This is a genomic window from Bradyrhizobium sp. CSA207 (assembly GCF_029051685.1).
In the GTDB taxonomy this organism is placed as follows: domain Bacteria; phylum Pseudomonadota; class Alphaproteobacteria; order Rhizobiales; family Xanthobacteraceae; genus Bradyrhizobium.
Window position 1 is genome coordinate 100,725 of the sequence record NZ_JAACFT010000010.1, and the last position, 15,234, is coordinate 115,958.

General features: G+C 65.1%; 13 protein-coding genes. 4 read left to right on the forward strand and 9 right to left on the reverse strand.

All coding sequences use genetic code 11. The features are described from left to right. Position 1: 1 nt before the first annotated feature. From GWG65_RS13405 to GWG65_RS13420, 4 genes are all read right to left on the reverse strand, one after another. Positions 2-2,281 (reverse strand): xanthine dehydrogenase family protein molybdopterin-binding subunit, encoded by a 2,280-nt coding sequence (locus GWG65_RS13405; protein WP_275196034.1) that lies wholly within the window; start codon positions 2,279-2,281, stop codon positions 2-4. Then, entirely contained in the window at positions 2,278-2,766 is a 489-nt protein-coding gene (locus GWG65_RS13410; protein WP_275196035.1) for a (2Fe-2S)-binding protein, read from the reverse strand. Before GWG65_RS13410 ends, GWG65_RS13405 begins: the two co-directional genes overlap by 4 nt. Before the next feature lie 12 nt (positions 2,767-2,778). Further along, the gene (locus GWG65_RS13415; RefSeq protein WP_275196036.1) at positions 2,779-3,633 is read right to left on the reverse strand and encodes a xanthine dehydrogenase family protein subunit M; all 855 of its coding nucleotides are present in this window, start codon (positions 3,631-3,633) and stop codon (positions 2,779-2,781) included. Positions 3,634-3,800: 167 nt separating this feature from the next. Continuing rightward, entirely contained in the window at positions 3,801-4,472 is a 672-nt protein-coding gene (locus GWG65_RS13420) for an isochorismatase family cysteine hydrolase (protein WP_275196037.1), read from the reverse strand. A 364-nt stretch (positions 4,473-4,836) separates the two neighbouring features. On the opposite strand from GWG65_RS13420, the gene GWG65_RS13425 reads away from it, so the two are divergent. Genes GWG65_RS13425 through GWG65_RS13440 form a run of 4 tightly spaced genes read left to right on the forward strand, consistent with a single transcriptional unit; the run spans position 4,837 to position 9,490 of the window. Next, complete coding sequence (locus GWG65_RS13425; RefSeq protein ID WP_275196038.1) at positions 4,837-5,919, forward strand: BMP family ABC transporter substrate-binding protein; 1,083 nt, start codon at positions 4,837-4,839, stop codon at positions 5,917-5,919. Positions 5,920-5,936: 17 nt separating this feature from the next. Next, positions 5,937-7,439, forward strand: coding sequence for an ABC transporter ATP-binding protein (locus tag GWG65_RS13430; RefSeq protein WP_275196039.1), 1,503 nt, complete (start codon positions 5,937-5,939; stop codon positions 7,437-7,439). Positions 7,440-7,461: 22 nt separating this feature from the next. Further along, on the forward strand, positions 7,462-8,538 hold the full coding sequence (locus tag GWG65_RS13435; protein ID WP_275196040.1) for an ABC transporter permease: 1,077 nt from the start codon (positions 7,462-7,464) through the stop codon (positions 8,536-8,538). 10 nt (positions 8,539-8,548) lie between these two features. After that, a complete protein-coding gene (locus tag GWG65_RS13440) occupies positions 8,549-9,490 on the forward strand; it encodes an ABC transporter permease (RefSeq protein ID WP_275196041.1) in 942 nt (313 codons plus the stop codon). A gap of 58 nt (positions 9,491-9,548) precedes the next feature. On the opposite strand, the gene cutA is transcribed toward GWG65_RS13440, so the two are convergent. The 5 genes from cutA to GWG65_RS13465 are packed head-to-tail and all read right to left on the reverse strand — an operon-like array spanning position 9,549 to position 15,153. Beyond that, a complete protein-coding gene (cutA, locus tag GWG65_RS13445; protein ID WP_275196042.1) occupies positions 9,549-11,942 on the reverse strand; it encodes an aerobic carbon-monoxide dehydrogenase large subunit in 2,394 nt (797 codons plus the stop codon). 60 nt (positions 11,943-12,002) lie between these two features. Then, entirely contained in the window at positions 12,003-12,527 is a 525-nt protein-coding gene (locus GWG65_RS13450) for a (2Fe-2S)-binding protein (protein WP_275196141.1), read from the reverse strand. 5 nt (positions 12,528-12,532) lie between these two features. Beyond that, positions 12,533-13,405: a xanthine dehydrogenase family protein subunit M gene (locus GWG65_RS13455; RefSeq protein WP_275196043.1), complete on the reverse strand. Its 873-nt coding sequence runs from the start codon at positions 13,403-13,405 to the stop codon at positions 12,533-12,535. 9 nt (positions 13,406-13,414) lie between these two features. Continuing rightward, complete coding sequence (locus tag GWG65_RS13460; RefSeq protein ID WP_275196044.1) at positions 13,415-14,176, reverse strand: alpha/beta fold hydrolase; 762 nt, start codon at positions 14,174-14,176, stop codon at positions 13,415-13,417. Positions 14,177-14,181: 5 nt separating this feature from the next. Then, positions 14,182-15,153, reverse strand: coding sequence for a 2-oxoglutarate and iron-dependent oxygenase domain-containing protein (locus GWG65_RS13465; protein WP_275196045.1), 972 nt, complete (start codon positions 15,151-15,153; stop codon positions 14,182-14,184). Between the last annotated feature and the right edge of the window lie 81 nt (positions 15,154-15,234).

The following is a 15,234-nucleotide window of genomic DNA, read 5'->3' on the forward strand; positions in this document are numbered from 1 at the left end:
CTCATGATTGCGGCCCTCGCAGGATCCGGTGCAATCGGGCGGGCGTGATCGGAAGCTGGGTCACGGCCCCGGGCCTTTGAAGCGCAGCGTCGATCGCGGCGGCCAGCGCCGCGCCAACGGCATTGATGCCGGCCTCACCGGCTCCCTTGACGCCCAAAGGATTCAGTGGCGACGGTGCATCCTCGCGCAGCAAAACCTCGATCGCCGGCACCTCATGACAGGTCGGCATCAGATAATCGGCAAAACTCGCCGCCAGTGGTTGGCCGTTCTCGTCATAAACGAACTCCTCCAGCAGCGCGCCGCCGATGCCCTGCGCCGCCGCGCCGACGATCTGCCCTTCGATCAGCATCGGATTGATGGCGCGCCCGACGTCATAGCCGATCAGATAGCGCTCGATCGTGATGGCGCAGGTCGACGGGTCGACCTTCACCTGGGCTGCGTGGACGCCGTAAGGATAGGTCATATGACCCGCAACGAAGCGTCCCTCGCCGGTAAGGCCGCCGGCGCCCTCGAGATGCAAGGCGACGTCGCCAAGCGGCAACGAAGCGCCGCCACCGACCGCCTCGACCATGCCGCCCGACAGCCGCAGAGCATCGGGGCTTGTCTGCAGCAGTTTGGCCGCGGTCTCGAGCGCACGGTCGCGCAGAGCTTCGGACGCGATCTTCACGGCTGAACCTGCCATCACCGTCACCCGAGAGGCGAAGGCGCCGAAGCCGATCTCGATCCGGTCGGTCTGGCCATGGATCACGCTGATCCGTTCGATCGGAATTCCGATCGTCTCCGCGCAAATCTGCGCCAGCACGGTCTCGACGCCCTGACCGACGGAGGCGACGCCGGTCACGATCGCGACCGTGCCCCGGCCATCGACCTTGATCCGGACCAGGTCTTGTGGACCGAGGCCGCTCTTTTCGACGAAACAGGCAATGCCCAACCCGACATGCTCGCCGCGATCGCGGCGCGCGGCGAGTTCGGCCTGCAGCCGATCGTAGCTAAGACGATCAAGCACGCGCTCAAGCAGATCGCGGTACTTTCCGGAATCGTAGACGACGGCGGTGCCAAGCGTCTCGATGCCGCGATCGAACGGCATGGCCTCGGCGGCGATCAAGTTGACACGACGCACCTCGACCGGCGCTAGAGCGAGTTCAGTCGCGATCCTGTCGATCAGCCGCTCGCGGGCAAAGGTGGACTCGTAGCGGCCGGGCGCGCGGTAGGTGCCGGCCGGCGTCTTGTTGGTGAGCCGGATATGTCCCTCGACGCTGTACGCGGGAATGACGTAGGGGCCGGGCAACATTGCCGCGGACAAATCGGTCACCGTGGTGCCGTGGGTGCGCACATAGGCGCCCTGATCGGTGAAGACTTCCGCCTTGAGGCCGAGGATGAATCCTCGTTGATCGACGGCTGCGTGCAATCGGTAGACCTGATCGCGCGAATGGTTGGCCGCGAGCAAGTGCTCCTTGCGGTCCTCAATCCATTTCACCGGCCGCCGCAGCCGCAGTGCCGCGGCGCAGAGCAGCACGTCCTCCGGATAGAGCTCGCCGCGGATGCCGAAGCCGCCGCCGACATGCCCCTCGCTGAGTTCGAGCCGCCCGGGTGCCAGACCCAGCATCCGGCTGATGGCGTCGCGATTATAGTGCGGGACCTTGGCAGCCCCATAGAGCGTCAGCACATCCGTGTCGGCGTCGTGGACGGCAAGCCCGCCACGGGTCTCAAGGGGAACGCCGGTATGACGGCCGACCTTGACCTCCAGCGCAACGATTTTGTGGGCGGCGGCGAAGGCCGCGTCGAGGTCGCCATAGCCGCGGCGGATCACGGCCGGCTCGGACAACAGGCCGAGATGGATGTCGGGCATGAACGTCACCGGCTCGGCGGTCGCGTCGAGCTGCGGCGCAAGTTCCTCGATATCGCAGAAGACGAGATCGGCCGCGTCTTCCGCAACATAGGGATCGACGGCGAAGACGACCGCTACGGGATCGCCGACATAGCGCACATAATGGCGCGCCAGGACCCATTGCCGGTAGGGCGCAAGCCGCTCGAGGCCCATCTGGCGAAAGTCGATCGGCGGCAGCCCGGCGACGTCGTCGGCAGTCCAGATCGCAGCAACGCCTTCAAGTGCCGCCGCCTCTGCGGTCTCGACCCCGAGAATCCGTCCGAACGCGACCGGCGAACGCACCACGCGCATATGGAGGTGACCAGGCGCATTGCAGTCGGCGGCGAACGAGCCCTTGCCGAGCAGCAGCGGGCGATCCTCGATGCGCCGAAGCGAGCGGCCGATATAGCTCATACGCGCGGTCTCGCCCGCAATTCGCGCGCGGCGATCTGTACCGCCTTGACGATGTTCTGGTAGCCGGTGCAGCGGCAGAGGTTCGACGACAGCACGTCCCTGATCTCATCGTCCGACATGTCCGGGTTTTGCTCCAGCACGCCGGCGGAGAGCATCAGAAAGCCGGGGGTGCAGAAGCCGCATTGCAGTCCGTGATTCTCCCAGAACGCCTGCTGCAGTGGATGCAGGGTGTCGCCGTTCGCGAGCCCTTCCACGGTGCGGATGGCCTTGCCCTCGGCCTGCACGCCGAACATCAGGCAGGAGCGGACCGGCTTGTCATCGACCAGCACCGTGCAGGCCCCGCAGACGCCATGTTCGCAGCCGATATGGGTCCCGGTCAGGCCGCAATCATCGCGCAGCACGTCGGCCAACGTCCGGCGCGGCTCGATCGACACCGCATGGGAAGTGCCGTTGACGGCGAGATCGATATTGATCTTGCTAGCCATGTCCGATCCCGATCATGCGGCGGCCTCGGCCAGCGCGCGCCTGACGGCGGTGGCGACGAGATCACGCCGGTATTCCGGCGTAGCGTGGATGTCGCCTATCGGACTGACCGAGGCCCACGCCTCATGGGCGATCGTGTCGATCATCTGCGGCGATGCCGCGCCTCCGACCAACCGCGCCTCCAGTTTGCGCAACCGGATCGCGCGGTCGGACACGCCACCGACGCCCAGCCGCGCTTCGCGAACGATGCCGGCTTCGAATCGTAACGCCGCCAGCGCCATGCCGAGCGCGAAATCGCCGGCGCGTCGCGAGAATTCGTAGAAGCCGGTTCGCCAGCCCTGCCCCAGCGCAGGCAGGCGGATTTCGGTGAGCAACTCGTCGGCCTCAAGGTCAGTCGAGAACGTCCCGTTGAAGAAATCGCCGATCGCAATGGTCCTCTCTCCGCGCGTGCTCTTGGCCACGATGGCGGCGTCCAGCGTGGTGGCGACGAGGCACCATTCCGACGCCGGGTCGGCGTGGGCGAGGCTTCCGGCAAAGGTGCCGCGTTGCCGGATCGGATAATGCGCGATGTTGCTTGCGACCTTGGACAACATCGCCCCGAGCGGGCCAGCGACGACGGACCGATGAAAGGCGGCGTGACGCGTCAGCGCGCCGATCGTGAGGCCGCTGTCGTCCGATCGAATGTAGTCGAGTTCGCGGATGTCGTTGATGTCGATGAGCACCGCCGGCCGCGCCAGGCGGAAATTCATCGCCGGCACCAGACTCTGGCCCCCGGCCAAAATCTTGCAGTCGTCCTTGTGTTTCGCCAGCAGAGCGAGCACTTCGGAGAGACTCGCCGGCCTGACATAGTCGAACGGCGCAGGCTTCACATTTTAACCTTGCTCAATATTATTTAACCTGATTAACATGATCCCATAACGGTGTCCACCAAACCCAACGGTGAGCTTGCATGGGCCGGGCCAAAGCTTCGGTGCGCGGGTGCCAACCGGCAGAGGCTGGCGGTGTTTCTTTCAGATCTTGGCGCAAGCGGCGAGCGTCAGCGGCTCCACTGCTCCAGCAGATCGGCGGCATCGGTCACCACGCCAAGATGCAGCGAGACCATCTTCAGTGCAGCCTCTTCCATATCCTCATTGGTGCCGCGGACGAGGTCGCGCAGCACCACCACGCGATAGCTCAGATTGCTTGCGTCGAACGCTGCATTGAGAATGCAGCAATCAGTCATGCCGCCGTTCAACACCACGGTGCGGACGTTCATCTGGCGCAGCAGGAAATCGAGATCGGTGGCGAAGAACGGCGAGAGCCGCTTCTTGCCGGCGACGACCAGATCGTTCGGTTCGACGTGGGTCACGAATTCGGTCCAGCGCGAACCTTCGATGGCGTGGTCGTCGGAGTTCGCAATCGCGCCGACATAGAGCGGGAATGTCCGCCGCCACGCCGAGGGAATGCCGGCGACGTCGTCGACGCCGCCCTTGCGCAGCACCGATTTGACATGGATGACCGGCACGCCGATGGCGCGCGCCGCGGCATGAAACCGGTCGATCGGCGCGACGATCTCGCGCGCGCGCGGCGCCGGGCAAGGACAATCGGGCGTATCGGCGAGATGTCCCTGGTGCATGTCGACCGACACGATGGCCGAACGATCGGCAGTGGTGAAATCCTGAAAGCCTTGCGGCAGGTCGCGCCTTGCGCCGTACACATAAGCCTTCATCACACGTCCTCCCGGCCGTTCCGCATCACTGCACGCGAAGCAATATCCAGGCCGTGCGCCGCGAGGATGCACCGTTTTTCGCCTGCGTTCGGCCAGCAGCCGGCCGGTCTCGCACCACCCGGATGCATAGCCGGCAGCGGCGCGAAAGCCCGGGTTGGAAGCAGGCGGACCTTGAACGATGCGCCTGCATTCCTGCAGCGACCGGCAACGGTCGCGTGACGACGACGAGACGAGGAGGGACTGCCCAGCGAATGGGTCGAAGGTGACTAAACAATCGGCGTGCTATTTTTTCCAACAATGCGAACATTTTTCTGACGTCCGCCTCAAGCGGCCGAGAAGCTCGCACAGCTAGAGGATTTGCGTGATGCGCTGGACTACTTCCATTCCTGTTCTTGCTGCGGCCCTCACCGGCGGCGCGGCAATCGCCTATGGGGCCGGGTTCACACTGCCTGCCCCGCCAAAAATCGCGTTCCTGTATTTCATGGACAAGACCGACGGCGGCTGGACCCAGGCCTTCGAAGAGGCTCGCGTGAAGGTCGAAAAGTCGCTCGATCTGCAAATACCCTTCGTTGAGGGCGTGCCGGAAGTGGCAGGCCAGATTACGCCGGCGGCCGAACGTTTCATCCAGCGCGGCTACAATGTGATCATCGGCACCGCGTTCGGATATTCAGACACGTTCAAGGAGCTGTCGCTGAAATATCCGAAGGTCGCCTTCCTCAATGCGTCCGGCACCACCAACGGCTCGAACCTCGAATCCTTTTATGGCCGCACCTATGAGAGCCAGTATCTCTGCGGCATGGTGGCGGGCGGGATGTCCAAGACCGGCAAGCTCGGCTTCGTCGCCGCGCACCCGATCGGCCCGGTGAACTGGACCATCAATGCCTACGAAATGGGCGCTCAGAAGATGAACCCCAAGGCGACTGTCACAGTGATCTTCACCGGAGCGTGGAACGATCCGGTCAAGGAACGCGCCGCGGCCAGCGCCATGGCTGACCAGGGTATCGACGTCATCGGTCAGCACGTCGACACGCCGACGCCGCAGATCGTCGCCCAGGAGCGCGGCATCTACGGCACCGGACATCACCGCGATTTCCGTGAATTCGCGCCGAAAGCGACGCTGTGTTCGTCGGTCTGGACCTGGGACAGCTTCCTGTCGCCGGAACTGAAGAAGGTGGCGGCCGGCAATTGGGAGCCAAATCCATATGGCGCCTTCCCCGGCATCAAGGAAGGCGGCACCGACATCGCCTGCTGTAACGCGGCGGTACCGAAAGACGTGGTCGACAAGGTGATGGCCGAGCGCGCCGCCATCATCGCTGGCAAGAAGATCTTCGCCGGCCCGATCAAGGACATCGCAGGCACTGAGCGGGTCGCGGCCAACGCCTCGCTGGATGATGGTGGGTTCTGGAAGATGGACTGGTACGTTCCAGGCGTCATTACCCAGAAATAGGCTGGTCATATCAGCTGATGGCATCCGCGCTGCAACTCGTCGGGATAAGAAAATCCTTCGACGGGGCCCTGGCTCTCGATGGCGCGTCCTTCGAGAGCCAGGCCGGCGAGGTGCATGCGCTGCTGGGCGAAAACGGCGCGGGGAAATCCTCGCTGATGAACGTCGCGGCAGGGCTCTACGCTCCGGACGCCGGATCGATCTCGATCGCGGGCGCTCCGATCGCGCTGAGCGGCCCGGCGGCGGCGCGCCAGCACGGCATTGGCATGGTGCATCAGCACTTCAAGCTGGTGAAACCATTCACGGTGGCCGAGAACGTGCTGCTGGCCAACCCGCAGCCGCATTTCGCCTCGGGCATCCGCAACATCCGCGCTGCGATCGAGAAGCAGGTCGGCGAACTCAAATTCTCCGTTGACCCCGACCGGCGCATCGACACCATGACGGTGGCCGAGCAACAGCAGGTCGAGATCGTCAAGGTGCTCGTCGGCGGCGTCAAGATTTTGATCCTCGACGAGCCGACGGCGGTTCTGACCGACGCGGAAGCGGTCGGGCTGCTCGAGATCGTACAGCGGCTGGCGCGCTCCGGTACCGCGGTGGTGCTGGTGACGCACAAGCTGCAGGACGTGAAGCGTTTCGCCGACGCCGTGACCATCATGCGCGGCGGCAAGACGGTTGCAACGCTCGACCCGCGCCGATCGAGCGCGGAAGAGCTCACCGAACTGACGGTAGGCCGGACCTTGCCGCTGCCGGAGCGGACGCCGCACCAGGGCGGACCGACGAAGCTCAATGTCGGCGCCCTCTGCTACACGCGCGGCGACGGCCGCACGATGCTCAACAACACCAGCTTCCACGTTCGCGCCGGCGAGATCTACGGCATCGCCGGCGTCAGCGGCAATGGCCAGGCCGAACTCGCCGAAGCGCTGATTGGCGCAATCGAGCCGACCTCGGGCGAAATCTGGCTCGACGGCCGCGGCGACATCAGCCGTGCCAACCAGGCCAAGCGCCGCGAGGCGGCGATCGCTTCGATCCCCGCCGATCGCTACGCCTACGCGCTGGCGGGCAGCCTGCCGATCAGCGACAACCTCGCGGTCGCGCAGATCCGCGGCGGGCGCTACGGCGGCGTCATCAAGCTCGACCGCGCGGCGATGCGCCGTGACGCCAGCGCCGCGGTCAGGGACTACGACGTCCAGGGCGTTCGCAGCATCAACCAGAAAGCCTCACTCCTCTCCGGCGGCAACGCGCAGAAGCTCGTGATCGCGCGGGAATTCAGCCGCGAGCCCGAAGTCGTGGTCGCGCACAGCCCGAGCCGCGGGCTCGACGTCCGCGCCTGCGCGGCGGTGCATCAGCGCCTGATCGCCGCACGCGAACAAGGTGCGGCCATCGTGCTGATCAGCGAGGACCTCGACGAGGTCTTGAGCCTGTCGGACCGCATCGGCGTCATGAGCAGAGGCGCCATTGTCGGCGAATTCGAATGTCCGGCGGATCGCCAGGCGATCGGCCGGGCTATGGTCGACCATGGATGATCTTTTACGCCGGGCGGATACCTTGATCCCTGCTGCTCCCTCCGCCTTCCGCGGCTTCGGCCGCCTCACCCTCGATGTGCGCCAGGATCTGCCCGCGTGGAAGCAGGCAGCCTTCGTCGGCTTGTCACTCGTCTTCGGGCTCGCAATTTCCGTCGCTATCCTCGCCGCAGCCGGCATCCCGCCGCTGACATTGGGAAACGAACTTGCCGGCGTGCTCACGGCTGAAAGCCTACGCGGCGTGCTGGTGCAAGCCGCGCCGCTGATCCTTGTCGGTCTCGGAGCCAGCCTTGCGTTTCGCATCGGGTTCTGGAACCTCGGCATCGAAGGCCAGATGATCTTTGGCGGAATCTTCGCCGCCGCGATCTCGATCTACGACGTCGGGCCACAGGCGACACGGCTGCTGCTGATGGGATCGGCCGCGGCGCTGGGCGGCGCACTGTGGGTCTTGTTGGTGCTGTTCTTGAAGAACCGTTTCCGCGTCAACGAGATCATCGCGACGCTGCTGCTGAACTATGTCGCGATGTATTTCCTGTTTCACCTACTCTACGGCGCCTGGCAGGACGCCAAGACCGCGTTCCCGCAATCTTCGCCGTTCCGCCCATTCGAGCGGCTGCGCGACATCGGTTATGGCATCAATAGTGGCCTGTTGATCGCCATCGCCGGCGTATTGGCAGCCGGTTGGCTTATTCACCTCAGCCGCATCGGCTTCTACACCCGCTTCATCAGCGCCAATCCACGCATGGCCAAGATCGTCGGTGTCCCCGTGCAGACGGCGACGATATGGATCATCGCGGCCTCCGGCGCCTGCTCCGGCCTTGCCGGTTTCGTCAACGTCGCGAGCCAGGAGGGCCGCCTGACCCAGTCGTTCTCGAACGGATATGTGTTTTCCGGCGTGCTGATCGCATTCCTCTCGCGCAACGATCCCATCGTCATAGCGGTGGTCGGTTTCCTGATCGCGGTGCTGTTCATCGCCGGACAGACGCTGCAGGTGTTCTACCAGATCCCGTTCACCATGGTGCAGATGATCGAGGCCATCATCGTGATGGCGGTGGCCTCTTCCGAATTCATGATCCGTCACCGCATCCGCTGGCTCCGCTGAAGGCATATCCGTGAACCTGGGCGACTTCCTGATCAATTGGCTTGCGAATGCTCCGGCCACCGCGGTGCCCTATGCGCTCGCCGCCCTCGGCCTGATCGTGGCGGAACGCTCCGGCGTGCTCAATCTCACCGCCGAGGGCCTGATGCTGATCGGCGCGCTGGTCGGCGCCGGGACCTCGCTTCTGTTCGTCGGCCATCCGGCGGTCGCGCTGCTCGCCGCGATGCTTGCCGCGAGCGTGGTCTCACTGCTGTTTGCGGTGCTGGTGGTGGTGCTGCGCATCAACCAAGTGATCGCGGGACTGTCGGTGGTGTTCTTCTGCCAGGGCCTGACCGGCCTGATCGGCACGCTGGCGAAATGGCAGAACAAGCAATTGAGCGGGCTCGCACCGCTGAAGATCTGGCCGCTGTCGGAGATCCCGGTGATCGGCCGGCTGTTTTTCACCCAGGATCCCGTCGTCTATCTCACCATCCTGATCTTCATCGCGGTCAATTTCATCCTGTTCAAGACCATGCTCGGCTTGCGCATCCGCGCCGTCGGTGAAAATCCGGCTGCGGCGGATGCCGCCGGCGTCAGCGTCGCCCTGCATCGCATTCTCGCCATCGTCGCCGGCTCCTCGCTGATCGGACTCGCCGGCGGCTACATCTCGGTGGTGAGCGTCAAGCTGTGGGTCACCGGCATGACCGGCGGCCGCGGCTGGATCGCGGTAGCGCTGGTGGTGTTCGCCCGCTGGGCGCCTTGGCCGGCGCTCGCGGGCGCGCTGCTGTTCGGCTGCATCGAGGCGCTGATCCCGCACATCGCCGCGGCCGGCATTCAGGTGCCGCAATATCTGATGCTGATGACGCCATATCTCGCCACCATTGCCGTGATGATCTGGGTCGGCGCCAAGGACCGCCGCGGCAGCCAGGAGCCCGGCGCGCTCGGCCAGCCGCATGTGCGCGAGGAGCGGCGGTAGCCAATCGGGCCGGCGGGGCCACTATTGCTCCGCTCCGCAATGACGGAGCCTCGCCCGCTCAGTGTCCCGCCCGCTCCAGCACATCCGCGATCATGGTCGGCGACAGCGGCACCTGGTGAAACCTGAGGGCGCCAAACGGGCGTAGAGCGTCCTCAACGCCGGAGGCAATCACGGCACCGACCGCGATGCAGCCGGCTTCGCCGACGCCCTTGACGCCGAGGGCGTTGAGCGGCGACGGCGTTTCCAGGTGCAGGATCGAGACATTGGGGATTTCGGTGGCGTACGGCACCAGAAAATCCATCAGGCTGGCGTTGGCGAGGTTGCCATCGGACTGGTAGTCGAGGTGCTCGTACAGCGCGCCGCCGATGCCTTGCGCGATACCGCCCATGACCTGGCCCTCCACCAGCATCGGATTGATCATGTTGCCGCAATCATGAATGCAGACGTATTTCTTGATCTTGACGGTACACAGGCCGGGATCGACCTCGACGATCGCACCGTGCACACCATAGGCCCAGGTTGATTGCGACGGACTGTAATAGTCGGTCGCCTCCAGTCCCGGCGCCTCGCCTTCAGCGAGCGGCGGGCCGTCGTGCTTGCTGGCGGGCGCGAACTGCGTCGCGGCCTGGGCGGCCTTGTTGAAGGCATAACGTAATGGATTGCTGGCGGTGGCGATCGCGGCCAGTGGCACGAAGCGATTCGATCCCTTGATCCAGGCGGCGGAGTCGCGCAGTTCGATGCTGTCGATATCCGCATCCAGCATGTTGGCGGCCGCCTGCAGCACTTTCTTGCGCACGGTGGCGGCGGTCTTATGGATCGCATTGCCGCTGACGACCGCCGCGCGGCTGGCGAAAGTCGCAACTCCCCAGTCGAACGCCTTGGTGTCGCCCTCGACCACGATGACGTCCTGCGGAGAAACGCCGAGCTGGTCGGCGACGATCTGCGCAAACACAGTGTCATGCCCCTGGCCTTGCGTGCTGAGGCCAGTATTGACGTAGACCTTGCCGGTGATCGGGTGGATCTTCACATGGCCGCCTTCATAGGGACCAAGCCCGGTGCCTTCGACGTAGCAGGCAAGACCCAAGCCGAGATAGCGGCCGTCGGACAGGGCTTTTGCCTGCGCGACAGCGAAATTTTCCGCGCCGAGTTCGGTCGCGGCCATGGCCAGCGCCTTGCCGTACTGGCCGCTGTCGAGCGTCACCTTCAATCCGTCGGCGAATAGCAGGCCCTCGCGCGCGTAGGGAAACTGGTTGTCGGCGACCAGATTGCGGCGGCGAATCTCGAAACGGTCAAGGCCCAGTTCCTGCGCCAGCTGGTCCATCGCGCGCTCGAGCGCGAAACAGGCCTGCGGCCGGCCGCAGCCGCGATACGGCGTCACCTGCACCGTCGGCGTATAGACCGCCTTGAACTCGACGAAGATGTTGGGGATTCGATAGGGACCGGCGATAGAGGTCGAGGCGACCTGCGCCACGGCAATGCCGTAGGGGATGAAGGCGCCCGTGTCGTGCAGGAAGAAATCACGCAAGCCGATGACTTCGCCCGACTTCAGCGCCGCCAGCTCGATGGTGTGGATCTGGGTTCGCTCCTGGGAGGAGCCGATGAAATTCTCGCGGCGGTCCTCGATGTATTTGACGGGGCGGCCGAGCTGCATCGCCGCCATCGGCACCAACAGCTCATCGGGATAGAACAGCAGCACCTTCTGGCCAAAGCCGCCGCCGACATCGGGTGCGATGACGCGGACCTTGTCTTCGTCGAGCCCGAACACCGAAGCAAGCCCGCCGCGCACCGAGATCGGCGCCTGCGTGCCGTCCCACACCGTCAGTTCTCCGGTGACCGCCTCCCATCGCGCGGCGACAGCCCGGCATTCCATCGGCGCCGCGGTCGAACGATCGACCTGTACGGTGATCTTGGTGACGTGTTCCGCAGCGGCGAAGGCGCCGTCCGGATCGCCGCTGGTCTGGACGAAGTGGGCGGCGAGATTGTTCGGGATGGCGGCGTGCACGCGCGGCGCGCCATCGTCCAGCGCCTTCACGATGTCCATCTCGACCGGCAGTGGAGCGTAATCGACCTCGATCAGGGCGGCAGCGTCTTCCGCGATGTAACGGTCGACCGCCACCACCATCGCGATGGTCTGCCCGACATAATGCACGTCCCCCCGCGCCAGCGGCCGCTGGGTCTGCGGGTTGGTCATCGACGGATGCGGGATCAGGAGCGGCATCTCGACGTCGAGCGCGCCGATATCGTCGCAAGTGTAGATTGCGACCACGCCGGAACTGGCTTTTGCTGCCGCAGTGTCGATGGAATTGATCCGCGCCCGCGCGTGCGGGCTGCGCAGAAAGGCAACATGCAGCGCGTCCGGCAACGGAATGTCGTCGACGAAGGCGCCCTCGCCGCGCAACAATTTTGGATCGACGTTGCGCTCGATACGCGCGCCGAACATCCGTGTCGACATGCGTGGAGCCTCTCTATTTCGAAATGATCGTCTCAGAAAGCCGGTGCGCGCTTGTCCGGATCATGCCGGTGTTTTCCCGAGTAATTCGGCCGCGCGGCGTACGGCCGCTATGATGTTGAGGTAGCCGGTGCAGCGGCAGAGATTGCCGGACAGCAATTCACGGATGCCGTCGTCGGAGAGATCGAGCGGCTCTTTTTCCTCGAAGCGGCCGAGAATGTTCATCACCATGCCGGGCGTGCAGTAGCCGCATTGCAGGCCGTGGCATTCCTTGAAGGCCTGCTGCACCGGATGCAGCGTACCATCGGCGGCAGCGACGGATTCGATGGTGCGGATGCTGTAGCCGTTGGCCTGCGCCGCCAGTGTCAGGCAGGATCGACCGGGCTTGCCGTCGATCAGCACGGTGCAGCAGCCGCACACGCCATGCTCGCAGCCGACATGGGTGCCGGTCAGGCCGAGTTCATGGCGCAGAAAGTCGGACAGCAGCAGCCGCACGCTAACGCTGCGGCGAACAGCTTCGCCGTTGACGGTCAGGGCCACCTCGACCTGCGCATCGGCGGAGCGGTCGGCGATCGCGGGCTTGATCATGCGCGTCATGCCACAGTCTCCGCACGCTGCGCGGCCCTGGCGACCATTCGGCGGATCAGCGTTCCGAGCGCCCTGCGCCGGTAACTTTGTGAGACATTGGTGTCATCGGGCTGGGTCACGGCGACGAGCGAGGCCGCCACCGCCGCGTCGAGGTCGAGGGGGCCGAGCGTCGTTCCATTCAGGATCGTTTCGGCGTCTTTCAGCCGGATCGGCCGATCGGCAATGCCACAGGCCGCGATCCGCACGCCGGTGGCACGGCCGCTCCGATGCAGCGCGAGCACGCAGCCGACGCCGACGACCGCGTAATCGCCGTGCCGCCGCGTCACCTCGTCGAACGCCCAGCCTGCCCCAGCCGGCAGGAGCGGAAAGCGCGCCTCGACCACGATCTCATCGTGATTGCGCGCCGTGGTCAGGAACGACTGGAAGAATTTCTCGGCTGCGATCTCGCGCGAGCCGGATGGTCCCTGCGCGACCACGGAGCCACCGAGCAGCGCCAGCAGCAGCGGCATTTCGGCCGAGGGATCGGCGTGGCAGAGGCTGCCGACCACGGTGCCGCGGTTGCGGATCGGGATGTGGGCGACGTGCTGCATGACTTCCGCGATCAGGGGATTGGCACGCTTCACCTCTTCGTCGAGTTCGAACTCGCGGTGACGGACCATAGCCTTGACGATGATGGCGTCACTGCCGACTGCGATGCCGCGCAGGCCCTGGATATGCTGGATGTCCACCAGCAACGACGGATTGGCAGCGCGAAAATTCATCGCCGGCAGCAGTGTCTGCCCGCCGGCGAGCACCATTGCGTCAGGATCGCCGGCGAGCAGGCTGATCGCAGCTTCCAGGGTCGTTGGCGCCTCATAGCCGAAGATGGAGGGCTTCATCGCGTCACTTCACCTCGCATGTTCGGCGACCGCCGTCATGAACAGTGCAACCAGCGCGTCAGGGTCCGAAAGCTGCGGCGCATGATCGCTGTCGAGCCCGTAGACGGCGCGGCAGGGCGACATGGCCTGCATCTTCCGCTGCAGCGGCAGATGCACCGAGCGGTCCTCGCGCGCCTCGATATAGACGCGCGGCACGGTGCCGAAGCCGTCGGGCGAAAGTTTCAGCTGCGAGCGGCGGCCTCCCTCGGGCTGCGGCGTCAATCGGCGCGCGGCCGCCTCCGCCTGCACGCGGTCGGCCTTGTGGTAAAACACCTCGACGGCGGCGGCCGGATCGATGCTCGACAACAAGCCCGTGGCATCGTAGCTGACGCGCTTGTGCGCGCCGACCATCCACGGCTCCAGGTGCAATTCGTAGAACTGCAGCACCGACATCCCGTCCGGCAGCAGAAACGCCGCAAGGAAGATCGCAAGCGCGATCCGCTCGGGGCGCAATTCGCAGGCCTGGGCCGCCGCGGTGCCGCCCATGCTGTGGCCGACCATCACGATGGGGCCTTGGGTGGCGTCGATGATGTCGGCGACGTGGTCGGCGTAGCGTTCGAGATTGACCTCGGCAGCCGCCATCGCATGATGACCGTTGCCCGGCAGGTCGACGGCGATCGCATCGTGGCCCAGCGCGTTGAGCCGCGGCACGATGGTCTCCCAGGCCCAGGCGCCCTGCCAGGCGCCGTGGATCAGGATGAAGGTGAAGCGTGGCGAGGCGGCATCGGCCATGGCGGCTATTTGTAGGTCCGCTTGTACATCGCCCGCATGTGCTCCTCGACCGTGATGGGCGGATATTTGGGCGCCTCGCCTGGCGCAACGCAGGTCGGAATGCATTCGACCTTATGGGCATAGTTGCCGGTGTAGAAGAACGGCACCGAGTAGCGCTCGCGGCCGGAGGCATTGACGACGCGATGCAGGGTCGAGCGGTATCTGTCGTTGCTCCAGCGCGCGATCATGTCGCCGAGGTTGACGACAAAGGTGCCGGGGACGGGATCGGCATGGATCCAGCCGCCGGAGGCCTGATCCCAGACCTGCAGGCCGCCGACGTCGCCCTGGCGCAGCAAGGTGAGCCCGCCGAAATCGGTATGGGCGCCGGCGCCCTTCTGGTCGGGATTGCCGCCGGCCGGTTGCGGCGGGTAGTGCAACAGGCGCACGGTCGCCATCGCATCGGTGCAATAGCTGGCAAAATAGTTTTCGGGCAGATCGAGCGACAACGCGATGCCGCCCATCATCCGCGCCGACAAATCGAGCATGACCTCAAGATAGGCCTGCATCACCGGCTTGAAGTTCGGCCGCGCCGCCGGCCATTGATTGGCTCCGTGATTGAACATGCCGGCGATCACCCTCGGATCATCGGCGCTGTGCTCGGGACCAATATAATATCCCTCCTTCAGGTCGGGGGGCGCGCCGGGCTCCAGCGTCTGGCCCTGCAGCGGCTCATACCCGCGGTTGGCCTGGCAGCGTGATTTGTCCACCTCGGCCTTCCGGGCCGGCGGCAGATCGAAGAAGGCGGCGGCTTCCGCAAAGACGTCGGCGACGAGGGTCTCATCGACGCCGTGATTGGAAATGTAGAAGAAGCCGTTGTGCAGGCAGGCCGCGCGCAGCTTGCTTGCAACCTGCTTGCGATCGGACAGATTCGGCGAAGACAGCCCGCCGATATCGATGACCGGCAGGCTGGCCTCTGATATCCGTGCCGCTTCGAGCATGGTCGTTCTCCGTAGCCCCGGCTTGCCTCTCCCCCGCCAGAGCTGGCCGAGGGAGCAGGCCACCAGAGCGAGGTTACGCGG